Annotated in this window: 15 protein-coding genes; 9 read left to right on the forward strand and 6 right to left on the reverse strand. The window is 43.2% G+C overall.

Annotation, left to right across the window (positions count from 1 at the left end; genetic code table 11):
* Positions 1 to 95: 95 nt before the first annotated feature.
* Entirely contained in the window at positions 96 to 902 is an 807-nt protein-coding gene (locus PH_RS02325) for a PIG-L deacetylase family protein (RefSeq protein ID WP_048053141.1), read from the forward strand.
* Here PH_RS02325 and PH_RS02330 read toward each other — a convergent pair.
* From PH_RS02330 to bgaS, 3 genes are read right to left on the reverse strand one after another with little or no spacing between them, the layout of a single operon-like run.
* Complete coding sequence (locus tag PH_RS02330) at positions 895 to 1,344, reverse strand: type II toxin-antitoxin system VapC family toxin (protein ID WP_010884604.1); 450 nt, start codon at positions 1,342 to 1,344, stop codon at positions 895 to 897. The two genes, PH_RS02325 and PH_RS02330, sit on opposite strands and share 8 nt — an antisense overlap.
* A 2-nt stretch (positions 1,345 to 1,346) precedes the next feature.
* Entirely contained in the window at positions 1,347 to 1,556 is a 210-nt protein-coding gene (locus PH_RS02335) for a hypothetical protein (protein ID WP_010884605.1), read from the reverse strand.
* Positions 1,553 to 3,004, reverse strand: a complete 1,452-nt coding sequence (bgaS, locus tag PH_RS02340; RefSeq protein ID WP_010884606.1) for a beta-galactosidase BgaS — start codon at positions 3,002 to 3,004, stop codon at positions 1,553 to 1,555. The genes PH_RS02335 and bgaS overlap by 4 nt, the downstream gene beginning before the upstream one ends.
* 166 nt (positions 3,005 to 3,170) lie before the next feature.
* Between bgaS and PH_RS02345 the strand changes: the two genes are divergently transcribed.
* Genes PH_RS02345 through glmA form a run of 7 tightly spaced genes read left to right on the forward strand, consistent with a single transcriptional unit; the run spans position 3,171 to position 12,261 of the window.
* A complete protein-coding gene (locus tag PH_RS02345; RefSeq protein ID WP_048053142.1) occupies positions 3,171 to 5,081 on the forward strand; it encodes an ABC transporter substrate-binding protein in 1,911 nt (636 codons plus the stop codon).
* A gap of 35 nt (positions 5,082 to 5,116) precedes the next feature.
* Positions 5,117 to 6,109, forward strand: a complete 993-nt coding sequence (locus tag PH_RS02350; RefSeq protein WP_010884608.1) for an ABC transporter permease — start codon at positions 5,117 to 5,119, stop codon at positions 6,107 to 6,109.
* Positions 6,110 to 6,112: 3 nt separating this feature from the next.
* Positions 6,113 to 7,027 carry an ABC transporter permease gene (locus PH_RS02355; RefSeq protein WP_010884609.1) on the forward strand — a complete coding sequence of 305 codons (915 nt, stop codon included), beginning with the start codon at positions 6,113 to 6,115 and terminating at the stop codon, positions 7,025 to 7,027.
* A complete protein-coding gene (locus PH_RS02360; protein ID WP_010884610.1) occupies positions 7,024 to 7,998 on the forward strand; it encodes an ABC transporter ATP-binding protein in 975 nt (324 codons plus the stop codon). The genes PH_RS02355 and PH_RS02360 overlap by 4 nt, the downstream gene beginning before the upstream one ends.
* Positions 7,991 to 8,947, forward strand: coding sequence for an ABC transporter ATP-binding protein (locus tag PH_RS02365; RefSeq protein WP_048053143.1), 957 nt, complete (start codon positions 7,991 to 7,993; stop codon positions 8,945 to 8,947). The genes PH_RS02360 and PH_RS02365 overlap by 8 nt, the downstream gene beginning before the upstream one ends.
* Before the next feature lie 6 nt (positions 8,948 to 8,953).
* Positions 8,954 to 9,931: a glucosamine-6-phosphate deaminase gene (gene glmD / locus PH_RS02370; RefSeq protein ID WP_010884612.1), complete on the forward strand. Its 978-nt coding sequence runs from the start codon at positions 8,954 to 8,956 to the stop codon at positions 9,929 to 9,931.
* Between the two features lie 2 nt (positions 9,932 to 9,933).
* Positions 9,934 to 12,261 (forward strand): exo-beta-D-glucosaminidase, encoded by a 2,328-nt coding sequence (gene glmA / locus PH_RS02375; protein WP_048053144.1) that lies wholly within the window; start codon positions 9,934 to 9,936, stop codon positions 12,259 to 12,261.
* On the opposite strand, the gene PH_RS02380 is transcribed toward glmA, so the two are convergent.
* Positions 12,258 to 13,190 (reverse strand): serine/threonine-protein kinase RIO2, encoded by a 933-nt coding sequence (locus PH_RS02380; RefSeq protein ID WP_048053145.1) that lies wholly within the window; start codon positions 13,188 to 13,190, stop codon positions 12,258 to 12,260. The two genes, glmA and PH_RS02380, sit on opposite strands and share 4 nt — an antisense overlap.
* A 56-nt stretch (positions 13,191 to 13,246) precedes the next feature.
* Here PH_RS02380 and PH_RS02385 point away from each other — a divergent pair, with 56 nt between their 5' ends.
* A complete protein-coding gene (locus tag PH_RS02385) occupies positions 13,247 to 14,305 on the forward strand; it encodes a DUF835 domain-containing protein (RefSeq protein ID WP_010884615.1) in 1,059 nt (352 codons plus the stop codon).
* Here the strand turns inward: PH_RS02385 and PH_RS02390 are convergent.
* Positions 14,285 to 14,872: an AAA family ATPase gene (locus PH_RS02390; RefSeq protein ID WP_010884616.1), complete on the reverse strand. Its 588-nt coding sequence runs from the start codon at positions 14,870 to 14,872 to the stop codon at positions 14,285 to 14,287. The genes PH_RS02385 and PH_RS02390 overlap by 21 nt on opposite strands.
* Positions 14,851 to 15,651 (reverse strand): hypothetical protein, encoded by an 801-nt coding sequence (locus tag PH_RS02395; RefSeq protein WP_010884618.1) that lies wholly within the window; start codon positions 15,649 to 15,651, stop codon positions 14,851 to 14,853. Before PH_RS02395 ends, PH_RS02390 begins: the two co-directional genes overlap by 22 nt.
* Positions 15,652 to 15,657 lie beyond the last annotated feature (6 nt).

Raw genomic sequence — 15,657 nt, forward strand, 5'->3', positions numbered from 1 at the left:
GAGGGACTTAATAAAATTCCTTATAATTATGGTTGATATTATGAAATATGAATATTTATAAATAGGGGAAGGATTATATTTAAGTGGTGGTAAACATGTTTGAAGACATAGATACATTTGAAGAGGCTTTTAATAAGCTACTTCGTGAGGTTTTAGAATTTGACTTGCAGAATCCCTTCAAGGATGCTAAAAAAGTTCTTTGCATTGAACCGCACCCAGATGATTGTGTTATAGGTATGGGAGGGACGATTAAAAAGCTCTCAGATATGGGAGTTGAAGTCATCTACGTCTGCATGACCGATGGCTATATGGGAACTACAGATGAGAGTTTGTCCGGGCATGAACTAGCTGCTATAAGAAGAAAAGAGGAAGAAGAGAGTGCTAGGCTTTTAGGTGTTAAAAAGATTTACTGGCTAAATTACAGGGATACCGAGCTTCCATATTCCAGGGAAGTTAGAAAGGATCTAACGAAAATATTAAGAAAAGAGCAACCTGATGGTGTTTTTGCCCCTGATCCCTGGTTACCTTATGAATCTCATCCCGATCACAGGAGAACAGGTTTTCTTGCAATAGAATCAGTAGCCTTTTCTCAGCTTCCGAACTTCTCAAATACGGACTTGGATATTGGGCTAAACCCCTATAATAGTGGATCGTTTATAGCTTTATATTACACTCACAAGCCAAATTACATCGTCGATATAACGGATTTAATGGAGTTGAAGTTAAAGGCCATAAGGGTTCATAGGAGTCAATTTCCAGATGACATCTGGGAGAAGTGGGAGCCTTTTTTGAGAACTATAGCAATGTTTTACGGAGAGAAAATAGGAGTTAGGTATGGAGAGGGATTCAGGATTATGCCAGGATTGTTTTACCATATAACTCCGTTTACTGATCTTATATGAGTTCTTTCTCAACCATTAGCTCTACCTCTTTTATAAACTTATCTAGTGGCATTGTATCGAGCCCAAATCTTCTAATTGGCTCGTATCTCTTTGGATCATCTGTCACAAGTAGGCTATTTGTATATATGGCCGTCGTCGCTGTTATTATATCCTCCATGTCAAGCGTTATCTCCTTTTTTATAAGATTAGCTTCAATTTGGGCTGCTTTTATGGCTATGTCATCAAGGAGTGGAACTATATTATAAATATCTTTTAAGATCTCAAATTCTGCTTCAATGTTCTTTTTTAAATATGCCCTCGCGGTAAGGTACCTATATACTGTGACTATAGATAGGTTAACGGTAAATTTTGCCAGGGTTACCTCAAGTATTCTCTTCATATTCTGGGAGTGCATCTTTATTAATGCTAAGCTATCAAAAGTTATATCTGGAGGTAGAGGCATCTTTAACTCCCCTTCTTTTTCTTTAATATCGACATTAGAATTTTCATCTCCTCGTCGTTAACCATTACCTTATCGACTTTCTTATCCAGCTCGACTAGGTGCCAAGTTTCTATTAGTTTTTGTAAAACCTCATCGTACGATCTTGCTTCCATCTTGTCCTTGAGCATCTTTATTTTCTTCCAGGTAGTTTCATCAACTGCTATCGTCTTCATTCGATCCCCTCCATTACAATTTTTTTATAGATCTCAACGCTTCTTCTCCTGGGTATTCTCTCCTTTGTTATCAAATCCACTTCGTATAACCCGAATCTAATCTTAAATCCCATAGCCCACTCATAATTATCTGTAAGTGCCCAGTGGAAGTATCCACCTACTTTTATTCCATTTTCTATCAACTTCTTGACTTCATTGACGTGATCAATGATGTACCTAGGTCTTAGTATATCCTTGGAGTCAGCTATTCCATTCTCCGTTATGAACACCTCTTTGTTGTACTCCGCAGCTTCTAACGTGGAGTCATAGAGACCCTGGGGGAATACCTCCCAGCCAAAGTCACTCGTTGGATTGTTATCTGGGGATAAGCTATTGGGATTTCCAGAGTATCCATAACCTTCAACACCGACGAATGTGATGAGGGGTAATTCCTCGTATTTTGGTTCAACGTACTTGACGACCTCTCTTGTATAGTAGTTGTTTCCGATCCAGTCGTTTCTCTTTATGTGTGGTATTTTGGTGTATTCTCCTGTGATATCCAAGTCAACGTTTCCCCTATTTACGGCCTCTAGAAACAGCCTATTGTGGAAGAGATCATAATTCTCGGCTGCTCTTACGCTCTTAGAATCGTTTGGATCTAGAGGATAAGCAGGAATTATATTTAGTATCACTCCTACAGGCTTAGACGAGAATTTCTTTATCGAATCGTAGGCCCTGGCGTGAGCTACTATTTGATTAATTATCACTTTTTTGGCCGCTGATGGGTTTAGAATCCCAGGAGGCCAGCCGACGTAAGGGGCTAAATAACCGAGCTCCGCTGTAACCATTGGTTCATCAAATGTTGACCAGTAATCTACATAGTTGTCGAACTTCCAGGCTACATAGGCTGCATACTTCGCGAATTCTATGATTGTCCTTTCGTCAACCCATCCTCTTGCTCTAGCCTTTTGGAAGTTCCCCCTAGTTTCTATGGGGTCATGGATCCATATGGGATTTGTCTGGTGGTTCAAAGTGACGAATGTTGTAAATCCAAGTTTTTTCAAATTCCTTAAAACATTCAGGTAATGCCTAACTTCCTTTTGATTTGCAAGCTTATCGAGCTCCTCTAAGTGTTCCTTTTCTATTTTCACCTTTTTTATGAGCCCGTACCCGTCTCTTTCAAATTCAACCTCTACATTGAAGGTGGGGCAAGGGAATATTCTGCTCCACTCTATCGTTAATTGATAAGCATTCAATCCAAGCTCTTTTGCTAACCTATGATCTATTTCATAAAGTTCATAGTTATTTATTCCCTCTTCTGGTAGGTCTCCACTGACGAGGTCATTCTTTATGTTATATGGATCTCTGACCCAATACCACCAATCGCTTCTGGGATCTATGTTCCTCCTGTAGGGATCCCCCATTTCAAATTGAAATGCAGACTGAACGACGCCCCAGTAAAACTTCATTCAATCTCCCCCTCATCATGTTACTGTAAATTTGAATGTTTTTATAACTTCCCTTAAATCTGAATTAATCCCCCCTTTTAATCCTCAAGCTAATTATAATCAAAAAGTTTATATAATGTGAACTTCTTATAAAAATTGAGTCTTAATTATAATGGGGTGGGATATTATGAAGAAGTACCTTGTTATAGTTCTGGTGGCAACCCTATTGTTGGGCAACCTTGGGGTAGTTCTTGCAGCAGAAGAACTCCCAAGGGAAGAAACCCTGTATACAGCAAATAGCTCCCCGCCAACGAACGCAAATCCCCTTCAGGGAAGCAATATAATCCCAATAGCGGGTTTGGTATTTGAACCCCTTTTCATGCTTAATTTCATGAAGACCGAGCTCGTTCCTTGGCTTGCAGACTATGGAAAGTGGGTAAGTGACAACGTGTTCGAAGTTAAGCTTAGGGAGGGAACAAGGTGGCAGGATGGCAAGCCTTTAACGGCTAATGACGTTAAGTTCTCCTTTGAGTACTATGAGAAAGCCGGGCTTAAGGACTGGTCAAGATATGGACTTAAGGAAATTAAAGTTGTAGATGATAGAACCGTTCAGTTCGTATTTAGTGGAACTCCAAACGTTTGGGCATGGAGAAACGAGCTATATAGCGTTTTGATCCTTCCAGAGCATATATTTAAGAATATAGATCCTCAAAAGGTTATTCACATGACATTCCTGGGAGATGAGCAGAAGTATCTCGTTGGTTCTGGCCCATACAAGCTTTACAAGGTCATTGAACAGCAAAAAGCAATATTCGTGAGAAACGATAACTGGTGGGGTGCAAAGTACTTTGGATTACCTAGTCCCAAGTACATAGTCCAGCTCTACGTGGGATCGAACGATCAAGCAGCAAACATGTTCCTCAAGGGAGACCTCGATGTGGGTACCTACTACGTTGACATAGTTGAGCTTAAGAAGAAGAACCCACACATAGTTAGCTGGCTCGATAGGCCACCATACTTCCCGCCCGTCGTCCCCGTTATCATGTACTTCAACGTTAAGCACAAGCCTCTCGATAACCCACTTGTAAGGAAAGCTATAGCAGAAGCAATTTGTCCGGCCCAAATAGTACAGCAAGGTCCAATTAGCGACCTTCCAGATCAAACTCCCCTGGGTAACGTCATGAAGCCATGGAAGGAGAAGATAGGAGTTAGCCAGCTAATTGAAAAGTACGGATGGAGGTACTGCAACCCAACAGAAGCCGCTAAACTCTTGGATGAGGCTGGAATTAAGGATGTTGATGGGGATGGAATTAGGGAATACAATGGGAAGGACTTCGTTCTAACGTTCGCTGCATGTGGAGTATGTAGCGATTGGATGCAGGCCGTAGAGATCATAGTTAACCAGCTAAAGGCCGTGGGAATAAAGGTTGACGTTAAGAAGTATGACTGGGGAACCATGGTTAGCAAGCAGCAAGCAGGTGAGTTCGACCTGACAATGCACTGGGCCGGAACGTTCAAGCCCGATCCATACAGCGTTTATTATGATCTCCTCTATTACAAAAACGACAAGGAAAAGGGTGGAGCAAACTTTGGCAACTACTACAATCCGAAGGTAAATGAGTTGCTCGATGAGCTCGCAAAGACCCCAGACGAGGCAAAGCAGGTTCAACTTCTAGCTGAGCTAACGAAGATATGGCTTCAAGATGTTCCAGCGGTTCCACTCTACATGGGTACACTATTCTATGAAGCAAATACTCAATACTGGGCAAACTGGCCAAATGAGGACAATCCATACGGTGTACCAATCTTCTGGCCAGGCTTTGGTACCTGGGGTACGGCCTTAGCCTTCCTGGGAGTCAGACCGGCCAAAGCTATAACTCCAACGACTTCTACAATAGTTCAGACCGTCACTAAAGAGAAGACAGAGACGGTTACGCAGGAGAAAACTGAAGTTAAGACCGTTACCGTTACTAAATCACCATCACCAACGAAGACCACGACTCCTACAACCACGACTACCAAGGGAGGGGTCTGCGGACCAGCAGCACTCGTTGGCCTCGTTGTGGTACCACTTCTTCTAAGGAGAAGGAGAGGCTGAGCTCTCTCTTTTATTATTTTGTTGGGGGGAATATTATGGGTTTTGGGGATTATCTAAAGAGGAAAATCATCGTTTACGTACTAACCTTTATTTTTGCTGTAACCCTTAACTGGCTACTTCCTAGGCTTATGCCTGGGGATCCCATTCAAATCATGATAAACTCCGCATTAGGATTATCTCCCCAGGAAAGGGAAACCTTACTAAGATTTTATGAGCAATTGTACGGATTAAATAAGCCCCTTTACGTTCAGTTCGTTAATTTTTGGGTAGCCCTCTTCAAGGGAGATTTAGGGTATAGCATCCTCTATAGGGCCCCAGTTTCGAGGTTGCTTAAAAATGCCCTTCCCTATGATATTGCGATCTTGCTTCCTGCTATAGTCTTGAGTTGGTTAATCGGGAACTGGTTAGGGGCCTTTGCAGGTAAGAATAAGAAGTACGACAAATATATGATGCCCCTGTTCTATTTCTTAGCTAGCATGCCATATTTCTGGTTTGCAATGCTACTCGTGTATCTTGTTGGTGTAAAAGCTGGAATCTTACCCTACCAGGGGGCCTATAGTCCAGATTTAATCCCAACTTTTTCCTTGAAGTTCGTTGTTGATTTCCTTAAACACTGGATAATGCCCTTCCTAAGCTTGTTCATTGTGATGATAGGTAGCTGGGCAATTGGCATGAGGAACATGATCATCTACGAGTTGGAAGCGGATTACGTGAGGTACCTAGAAGCACTAGGAGCAAGCGAGAAATTGATGACAAAGCACGCGTACAAGAATGCAATTCTACCCCAAATAACAGGGCTAGCCCTTCAGTTAGGCTTAATGGTTGCGGGGGCAATAGCCACTGAAATCGTCTTCAACTATCCAGGGGTTGGAGTGTTGCTAATGAAAGCGGCGATGAGCCAGGATTACTTCCTTCTCCAGGGAGGCTTTTTGATGATCGTGATCTCGGTTTTAGTCGCTAATTTCGTGATAGACATAGTTTACGCTCTAATCGATCCACGTGTTAGAGCTAGCTATCTAGAGGGATGACGTATGGAGGTAATAAAGCTCGCATTCAGGAATAATAAATTCAAATTTGGATTCGGGATGCTGATCGCTTTCATTATCTTTGGACTTATCGGACCACTCTTTACGCCGTTTGCAAGCGATGGGCTGTACTACGAGCAAGTGGGTAAAATTAAGATCGCATCTTACTCTGCCAAAACTCTACCTCCAATGACCAGGGAAAACATAACAACGTACACCGGAAAGAAGGTGGAAGTTCTTCACATCCTGGGAACGGACAAGGAGGGTAAAGATCTCTATACGGAGTTAGTCTACGGTCTTAGAACATCCCTATGGGTAGCATTCTTAGCTGCAATAATAGGAACGATAACGGGAATAACGATAGGCTTTGTCTCGGGCTATAAGGGAGGTCTAGTGGATGAGCTCTTAATGATGTTCGTCAACATAATGCTGGTAATCCCTTCGATAGTCCTTCTAATCTTGGTAGCAGCTTACCTTGAAGCTAGAAGCCCCGAAATTCAAGCCCTCATAATAGGGTTAACGAACTGGCCTTGGGTTGCTAGATCCGTTAGAGCCCAAACCCTATCATTGAAGAATAGAGAGTTCGTTCACATGTCTAAGATAATGGGAGTTGGGGATCTCAGAATTATTGTGGAGGATATCCTACCTAACATGATCTCCTACATCTTCATGACTGGAATCCTTCAAGTTAGCGGTGCGATACTAGCATCGGCAACCCTAGACTTCATTGGTCTAGGGCCAACAACCATGGTTTCCCTGGGCGTGATACTCCAGAAGGCCATCATGCACAATGCCCTTCAATTTGGCTGGTGGTGGTGGTTCATTCCTCCAGGGCTATTTATAACGCTGATAATCACGTCATTATTCTTCATAAATCTTGGTTTGGAGGAGGTGTTTAATCCGAGGTTGAGGGGGGTGTGATTTTGCTTAGGGTTAGGAATCTTAGGATTTATTACTCGACTCCTAGGGGTTTCGTGAAAGCTGTTGATGGGGTTAGTTTTGAAGTCAAAAAGGGGGAAGTGTTTGGAATTGCTGGCGAGAGTGGTTGTGGGAAGTCAACCCTAGTCCACTCCCTAATCCTAAGAAAACCACCAATGACGCACAAGGGTGGGAAGGCAATCTTCAAGGGGAAAGACTTAATGAAACTCTCCAGGGAGGAGGCTAGAAAAATCCAGTACAAGGAGTTATCAATAATCCCACAATACGCAATGAATGCATTAAACCCAACCAAGAAAATCAAGGATATAGTTTGGGATTTGGCAAGAGAGCACGGAATGCAGGATAAAAAAGAGGTTGAAAAACTCTTGAAAGAGAGGTTAAGCATGGTGAAACTCTCGCCAAAGGTTGCTGAAATGTATCCAGTAGAGTTGAGTGGTGGAATGAGGCAGAGGGCTACAATGGTAGTCTCAACCCTCCTAAACCCAGACTTACTAATTGCTGATGAAGTAACGTCAGCATTAGATGTGACAACGCAGAGGGTAGTGATAGAATTACTCCATCACTTCATGGAAGAGGGGATTGTGAAGTCAATAATTTTTGTCACGCACGATTTAGCATTATTGAGGCAGATAGCTGATAGGGTGATGATTATGTACGCTGGGAAGGTTGTTGAGATTGGAAGCATGGAGGAGGTTCTAGAATCTCCAGCTCACCCGTACACTCAACTCCTTTTGAATTCTCTCCCGAGAATGGGTGTTCATTATAAGAGGGAGAGGCTTCGTGGGATTCCTGGTTACCCGATTAGTCTCTTGAATCCTCCTGAGGGTTGTAGGTTTTATACTCGTTGTCCTTATGCTATGCAAGTGTGTCGTGAGGTTGAGCCTGAATTAGTTGAAGTTTCCCCAGGGCATTACGCTGCTTGTCACTTGCTTGGGGGTGGTTCTCGTGCTTGAGTTGGAGCATGTGACTAAGGTTTTCACTTCAGGCTTGTTTGGTGGTTATGAGGTTAGAGCAGTTGATGATGTTAGTTTTGAGGTTGGTGAGGGTGAGATTGTTAGTTTGATTGGGGAGAGTGGTAGTGGTAAGACTACTATTGGGAAGTTGATTCTTAGGTTGTTGAAGCCTACTTCGGGTAGGATTTTGTTTAGGGGTGAGGATATTTGGAGTTTTGATAGGGAAAAGTTGAGGAGGTATTATTATAAGAATGTTCAAGCCGTCTTTCAGGATCCTTTCGCTAGTTTTAACCCCTTGCATAAGGTTGATAGGGTTTTTGATTTGGTTTTTAGGAATTTTTTGAGGGGTGTTGCTCCTGGGGAGAGGGAAGAATTGATCAAGAGGAGTTTGGAGAGTGTTGGTTTGAATCCTGGTGAGGTTTTGGGGAAGTATCCTCACCAGTTGAGTGGTGGGCAGTTGCAAAGAATATTAATTGCTAGGGCTTTGCTTGTTGAGCCTTCTCTTTTAATTGCTGATGAGGCCGTTTCCATGCTTGATGCTTCTACTAGGATTGATATTCTTAACTTGTTGGGGGAGTTTAGGGATAAGTTTGGTACTTCCGTGATTTTTATTACTCATGATTTGGCCTTGGGTTATTATATTAGTGATAAGATTGTTATTATGTATAGGGGTAGGATTGTGGAGTGGGGTGATGCTGAGAGGGTTTTTGGGAATCCCCTGCATCCTTACACTAGGATGCTCTTGGAGAGTGTTCCTGATTTGAGTGTTAGGTGGGAGTTTAAGGGTATTGAGCCTGAGAGGGAGGAGGAGAGGGTTTACGAGATTAAGGGTTGTAGGTTTGCTCCAAGGTGCCCTTACGCGAGAAAAGAATGCTACGAAAAACCCCCACAAACAATAGAAATAGAAAAAAACCACCATGTAGCATGCTACCTCTATTTAAAGGGGTGAGGTTAAATGAAAACGCTAATTGAGATTAAGCAAACGCCTGATGGGATAATTAAAGCTGATAAGGTATTTAATAAGGTAAAAGATAAGATAAGCCTACCGAATAGAATCCTGTACTTAGGGTGTGGCTCTTCACACTTCCTTTCCAAGCTCTTGGCAATGGTTACTAACATGCACGGAGGCCTAGGGATAGCGTTACCATGTTCCGAGTTTCTTTACTCTAAGGAAACTTATCCGATAGGAGAGGTAGAGCTTGCGGTAGGAATATCGAGGTCAGGGGAAACCACAGAGATCTTATTGGCCTTAGAGAAAATTAACGTCAAGAAACTTGGAATTACTACACGTGAAAGCTCCTTGACGAGAATGTGTGATTATTCTCTGGTAGTTCCAGCCATTGAAGAGAGCGTTGTGATGACGCACTCATTTACATCCTTCTACTTTGCATACCTCCAGTTGTTAAGATACTCCTATGGACTTCCACCTTTAAATGCTGGAGAGATCTCAAAAGCAACGGAGAAAAGCCTGGAATACGAAAGATACATAAGGGAGATAGTTGAGAGCTTTGACTTCCAAAACATTATCTTTCTGGGCTCAGGATTGTTATATCCCGTAGCTCTAGAGGCAAGTCTGAAAATGAAGGAGATGTCAATATTCTGGAGTGAGGCTTACCCAACCTTTGAGGTGAGGCACGGCTTTAAGGCCATAGCTGATGAAAAAACTCTAGTTGTGCTAATGGTTGAGGAGCCTTTTGAGTGGCATGAAAAGCTTGTAAAGGAGTTCAAGAACCAGGGGGCAAAGGTGCTAGTAATCTCAAATTCTCCCCAGGATCTTGGACAGGACTATTCTATAGAACTTCCCAGACTCAGTAAAGATGCGAATCCAATTCCCTACCTCCCTATAGTTCAGCTTCTCTCCTACTATAAAGCGGTAAGCCGTGGATTAAATCCCGATAATCCCAGGTTTTTGGACAAGGTTGTAAGGTGGTAGGTATGAAAGTTCAACACGATGGAAGGTTGTACTCTCTGGATGATGAAAGGATTGTTGTATACGGAGGTACCCTTCAATACTTTAGGGTTCCCAGGAATTACTGGGAGGATAGGCTAAGAAAGATGAAGTCCCATGGATTGAACACGGTTGAGACGTACATTGCCTGGAACTGGCATGAGCCTCAGGAGGGGGTCTTTGATTTTACCGGTGAAACTCATCCTCAGAGGGACTTAATAGGGTTTCTGGAGTTAGCCCAAAAGCTTGGCCTTTACGTGATTATAAGGCCAGGCCCCTACATCTGTGGAGAATGGAAGAACGGTGGAATTCCGGATTGGTTGATTAACTCTCACCCCGAAATACTTGCGAAAAGTCCTAATGGGAGCTTTCCCAGGGATGTATACTATCCTCCAATTACCTATCTTCACCCTACGTATTTGGAGTATGCCATGAAGTGGTACGAGGAAGTTTTACCCATAATAAGAGACTACCTGTACTCCAATGGAGGGTCGATAATAAGTGTAACGATTGATGACGAACCCTCTTACTGGGAAACTATATTTCAACCATTCCTAACTGACTACAACGAAATAATAGTTAGGGAAAATGGGATCTGGCATTCCTGGCTTAAGGAGAACTACTCTTTAGGTGATTTGGAGGAAAGGTATGGGGAAAGGTTTTCAGACTATACGGAAATTGCACCACCAAAGTCTTTCTCTGAACCCCTTCCAAAGGTACTCGACTGGCACCACTTCAAGATATGGATGATCAACGAGTATGTGAGGAGGCTCTATGAGAAAATTAGGGAATACGTTGATGTTCCAATAAGCCTCTTGGATCCATACTTGTTGCTAGCTGCTTGGAAGGAGTTTTACCTCTACGTGACCAGGCATAAGCTTGACATCCATCTATGGACTGAGTTCTGGTATTCGTTCTACAGGACGTTTGACTTCAAGGAAGACAAGCTCGGTCACCTTTACTTTAAGACTGGAATTTACAGGTACTACGTAAGCAAGCTTAAGACTCCTCCCCTAAGCATAGAGACCCAAGCTTCCCTCGCCAACGTCATAGAGAAAGATGAAGCCGAGCTCCTCTATGCGCTCCTTCCAGCGCTTGGAATTCACAACCTTAACTACTACCTCTACGTTGGTGGCGAGAATCCGAGGGGATATGAATCCCACAATGGTGTTACGTGGGATGTGTACTCTCCAATAGGGTTGGATGGAAGGGAGAGGCAGCACGTAGAGCCGATAAAATGGATCGGTGAGTTCTTGAAGTCTAATATAGATTTCGTAGATTCCCAATTCAAAGCGAGAGTAGCATTTGGAATGTATGAACCCTACGAAGCCCTTAACCTCTGGGGGTACAAACCGGAAAGCTTCGAGGAAAGCGTGAACCTTAACGAATACCTCTTTGGGGAAAGGGGTTTGCTGACCCTCTTAGCTATGAGCAACGTTCCATTTGATGTCATAGACCTCGAGATTTCTACCCTGGAGGAGATGCTTCAGTACGAGCAGATCTGGGTTTACAGTTTGGATTTCATGAGCAGAGAGGTTCAAGAAAAACTCATTAAGTATGTCGAGGAAGGAGGGAACTTAGTGATATTACCAACCCTCCCGTACCTAGACGAGAACATGAAGCCATGTACAAGGCTAAGGGATTTCCTTGGGGTTGAGGTTGAGAGGGCTAAAGCCAGGGATAACATGAGGTTAATTCCATACCTCAGCGTTGATGCAGAGGGAATAGATAGGATGGTTGTTAGGAACGTCGCTAGGGAAGTTAAGGGAGGGGAAGCAATAGCATGGATTGGAGACAAAGTTGTAGGTACAATCGTGAGGAAAGGAAAGGGTTCCGCGGTAATCCTTGGATTCAGACTTCAATACTACTCGAGCTACCATGATATGCATAGAAAGTTCGTCGATAAGATACTTCAGCTTCAGGGTGTTAAAAGGGAAGTTGAAGTATCTAATAGGGATATAATAGCTATTCCAAGGATCCACTACCTGGTTCTGGTGAACCCTAGGGATGAGGAGGTAGCTGGAAAGGTTAAGTATAGGGGAGTTGAATTCGAGATTAAAATGAAGGGTAGAGGGGTTCTCTTCATTCCGGTTGACGTTGAGATCAACGGAGTCAAATTAGTCTACGCCACGGCCACTCCCATAGGAGGTGGAAATAGGAGAATTAAGTTCAGAAACCATCTCTCGGATACGAGTGAAATTGCCATTAGGGATGGAAGGATCAGGGGTGTTAAGGGAGGGTACGTACTCCAGGAAAAGGGTGAAAGGGTTTACGTGATAAGGCACGAGAGGGAAACCTTTGAGATAGAATTTTAGTCCTCAACCTCCTTCCTTCCTATCAGCCAGGCCTCATAAAATCTCTCCCACTCCTCCTCGAAATCCCTTTTAACTCCCCATCTCCTCCTAAACGCGTTGAGAAGCACCGTTATATCCCTTTTAAGCAGTTCCAAACTCTCGGGATTTGCGCAAGTTAAATACTGGGCCCAGTCAATTATGAGTATATCATTATCATCCGTGAGCACAACGTTGAACTCGCTCATATCTCCGTGGACTATGCCAAACTTTACTATCTTCTCGTATTCGTCCAAGATCTTTCCGAGTATCTCCTCGGCCTCTTCTTCAGTTAGATCGTTATCCCTAAGCTCAGCAAGCTCGACACCGCTTATGTACTCCATGACTATCGCATGCCTGTTCCAGGCTATTGGCTTTGGAACCTTCGCGAAGGGACTTAATAACACTAGGGCTTCATGCTCTTTTTTCGCTATTAACCTTGAAACGTATAACCAGCTCTTATGATGCTTATCGGCAAAAACATCGCTATGGTAACCGGCCTTCCTGGCACTGGTTCTCTCCCCTATCCTGTTAAACTTTACGGCTACTTTCTCTCCTGAGGGCGTTAGGGCTACGTATACGTCGGCATCCTTTCCAACTCCAATTTGAGTCGTGCTTATGGCCTCTATGATCCCTTTCTTGGCAAAGCTTCTAATTGCCAACGCATCGTAACCGTGTATCGTTAGTTGATATCCTATATAACCCATGTCACTTCTCCTCACGACCAATCCAAAGTCGTCAAGCTTTCCTAATCTATAGCTCGCGCTTTCAATATCCATCCTTGCGAACTTTGCTATCTCCTCAAGGGGAACCCACCTATAGTACCTCATCTTCAGCTCTACGGCCCTTAGCAGCCTGAAGTCTATATCCTTAAGCTTTGGATAAGCTTCAAGGGCTAGTAATTTACTCACCACTTTTCTCACCCCTCAAGGAAACGTTAAATATCTTTGGGGACTATATTAATATTGAGATGAGCCCGTTGAGTTTAGGGTTCGCAATGATTATAACGATAGGTATTAAGCTTACCGGTTCAGCGTTTTTGGGGAGGGTGTACTATCGCACGAGGAGGAAGTCTTCAGTGGTGCTTAGTCTAGCGTTAGCCCTATATGCCCTTAATACCCTCTCCGATCTCCTTAAAAATTACTTTCTCAATCAACTCTTCCTAGCCCTATCTTCTGCTTGTTTCTTTATGGCCCTCTATTACCTTGAAGCCGAAGAAGAAAAGGCAGTCCCTTCGAAAACCCTGTATCTCACGCTATCCCTAACCCCCCTATTAATCACCATATATGTTTGGCTACTCGAGAGGGTCATACCAACCTCAGAAACTTGGAGTATAGTTGGAGTTAGCTGGGGAATTTCGGGCTTTTTCATTCTTGCTTCTGGAGTTTCGATCCTAAAGCTTAGGGATATATTTGGGAACAGGATCCTTTGGCTTTCTGCTTCTCTAATAGCTATAGGAGCTCATGAAATGGATTATCCATTTTTGAGACCAATAAAATGGTTTGCTCCAATAGGATTCCTGCTGGCTGCAACCTTCGTTGTGCTTCTGGTCTATGGTATATTCTTAGTCTTTGGAAGTGAAGTCTACTTCAAGAGGAAATCTCCTGGAAAGATATCTATCAAGTTAAAGCCTGGGAGCATGATAATGAACATGGAGGAATTCAAGGCTATATCGCCTTCACTTCAAAACTTCCCAGTGCTTGCATTCGTTAGGCATTTGAAGACTCCAGAAACATGGTACTCCTATTTCGTTACCAGAGCTAGAAGCGATGGGGGAGCAGTTGATCCTATGAACCTTCCCAGGATAATTGAACTTTCCAGAAAGTACTTCCAATCAGTTGAAAGGGGAGTGGTGGTCATAGATTGCCTGGAATACTTAGTATTATACAATGGCTTTGAGAATACGGCTAAACACTTAGCCATCTTAAGAGATTATGCGACGGTAAACAATGGGACCCTGATCTTAATAACGAGTAAGGAAGCTTGGGGGGAGAAGGAATGGTCCCTTCTAGTTAGAATGTTCTCTTAGTATTTCTCTAACCTTCTTTTTTAGTTCTTCCAAGCTCCCTTCGTTTAAGATAACAAAATCGGCCTTCTCCTTTATGTTAGTGGTACTGTAAAGCCTTTCTTCCCACTCGTCAAATCTCAGGAGATCCTGGAGGGTTTTGATCCCCCTATCTTTTTCTGAACATCTCTTCCTTAACCTTTCAAACCTGACTTCGGCCCTCGCTTCTATGTAAATTATTATTCCTCCCATCCTTTTAATGGCTTCAACTTCTCCCAGGGATCTTACTCCATCTATCGCTATATTCTTGCACCTCCTCAGCTTGTCTATGGCTAACCTTATCAGGATATCCTCCCCATACTTTTCCTTAAGCAGCCTACCAAGCTCTATCAGGTTTTCCCTTGTGGGTTCTCCCTTGAAATTAACTTCTGGAACCCAGGAATATTCGCTTACGTTTCCTGTTAATATATCTAAGAGGGGCTCGCTACAGCTTATCCTACAGAAGCCAAGCTCTTCTAGGAACTTTGCAACTGTAGTCTTTCCAGCTGCTATTTTTCCCGCGATACCGACTATCGTCTTTTCCACCCCCATCTAATTATCCTGGCCCCATCGGTGGCCTCCATTAGTCCTTCCTCAACCATCGTCACCACGTAGTCAATTAGGTCATACTTATTGAAGACCGCTGGTCTGGATTCCCCAAATAGGTATTTGACCTCGAAGTAGCCAATTCTTAGGAACCTCATTGGATTAATCATCACGCTATCCTCAACCTTCGACGGAAATTCAAACTCCGAGATCACGATGTCAATACCATTTTCGCTTGCGAGCTTGTTGAGGAACTCTTCGTTTGGAAAGAACACCTCCCTTAAGGGCCTATCTAGAGGAGTATAGCTTAGCTTTGGGAAGGAGTACTTAACTCCGTAAACTTTACCTTTGAGGTTGAAAGCCCTAGAAAAGCCGATCATTGCATCCGCATTGAAGGTTAAGAAGATAAGGGCCTCCTTGTTGGTTTTTACTTCTGGCCACTTCCTGGGAGGAAACTTCATCTCTGCTTTTATTATTGGGATCAGAAAATTAAGGTTATGCTCTTTTGCAAATTCTAAGCTTTTTTCAAGTTGCATCCTCTTTAAAGTTAAATCTAGGGTTGTGTAGACGCTCACTAGTTTAACCTTGAGCTCTTCCTTGAGCTTTCCTATTACCAGGCTACTCCCTATAACAACGCTCTTGTCAGTTCTATCATGGGCTATTATGAACAGCTTCTCCCCCTCTTTGTCGTACCTAACCTCATCTATCTCGAAGGGGGTAATTGGTAATCCATGCTCTCTTCTTATTTTTATCACTAGCTCCTTAACCTCCTCGGGAGTTATCAACGTCTC

Source organism: Pyrococcus horikoshii OT3 (assembly GCF_000011105.1).
GTDB lineage: Archaea > Methanobacteriota_B > Thermococci > Thermococcales > Thermococcaceae > Pyrococcus > Pyrococcus horikoshii.

Excerpts from the sequence above, each read along its gene's own strand:
- PH_RS02325 (WP_048053141.1), top strand. The coding sequence starts at position 96 with ATGTTTGAAGACATAGATACATTTGAAGAGGCTTTTAATAAGCTACTT.
- PH_RS02330 (WP_010884604.1), bottom strand. The coding sequence starts at position 1,344 with ATGCCTCTACCTCCAGATATAACTTTTGATAGCTTAGCATTAATAAAG.
- PH_RS02335 (WP_010884605.1), bottom strand. The coding sequence starts at position 1,556 with ATGAAGACGATAGCAGTTGATGAAACTACCTGGAAGAAAATAAAGATG.
- bgaS (WP_010884606.1), bottom strand. The coding sequence starts at position 3,004 with ATGAAGTTTTACTGGGGCGTCGTTCAGTCTGCATTTCAATTTGAAATG.
- PH_RS02345 (WP_048053142.1), top strand. The coding sequence starts at position 3,171 with ATGAAGAAGTACCTTGTTATAGTTCTGGTGGCAACCCTATTGTTGGGC.
- PH_RS02350 (WP_010884608.1), top strand. The coding sequence starts at position 5,117 with ATGGGTTTTGGGGATTATCTAAAGAGGAAAATCATCGTTTACGTACTA.
- PH_RS02355 (WP_010884609.1), top strand. The coding sequence starts at position 6,113 with ATGGAGGTAATAAAGCTCGCATTCAGGAATAATAAATTCAAATTTGGA.
- glmD (WP_010884612.1), top strand. The coding sequence starts at position 8,954 with ATGAAAACGCTAATTGAGATTAAGCAAACGCCTGATGGGATAATTAAA.
- glmA (WP_048053144.1), top strand. The coding sequence starts at position 9,934 with ATGAAAGTTCAACACGATGGAAGGTTGTACTCTCTGGATGATGAAAGG.
- PH_RS02385 (WP_010884615.1), top strand. The coding sequence starts at position 13,247 with ATGAGCCCGTTGAGTTTAGGGTTCGCAATGATTATAACGATAGGTATT.
- PH_RS02390 (WP_010884616.1), bottom strand. The coding sequence starts at position 14,872 with ATGGGGGTGGAAAAGACGATAGTCGGTATCGCGGGAAAAATAGCAGCT.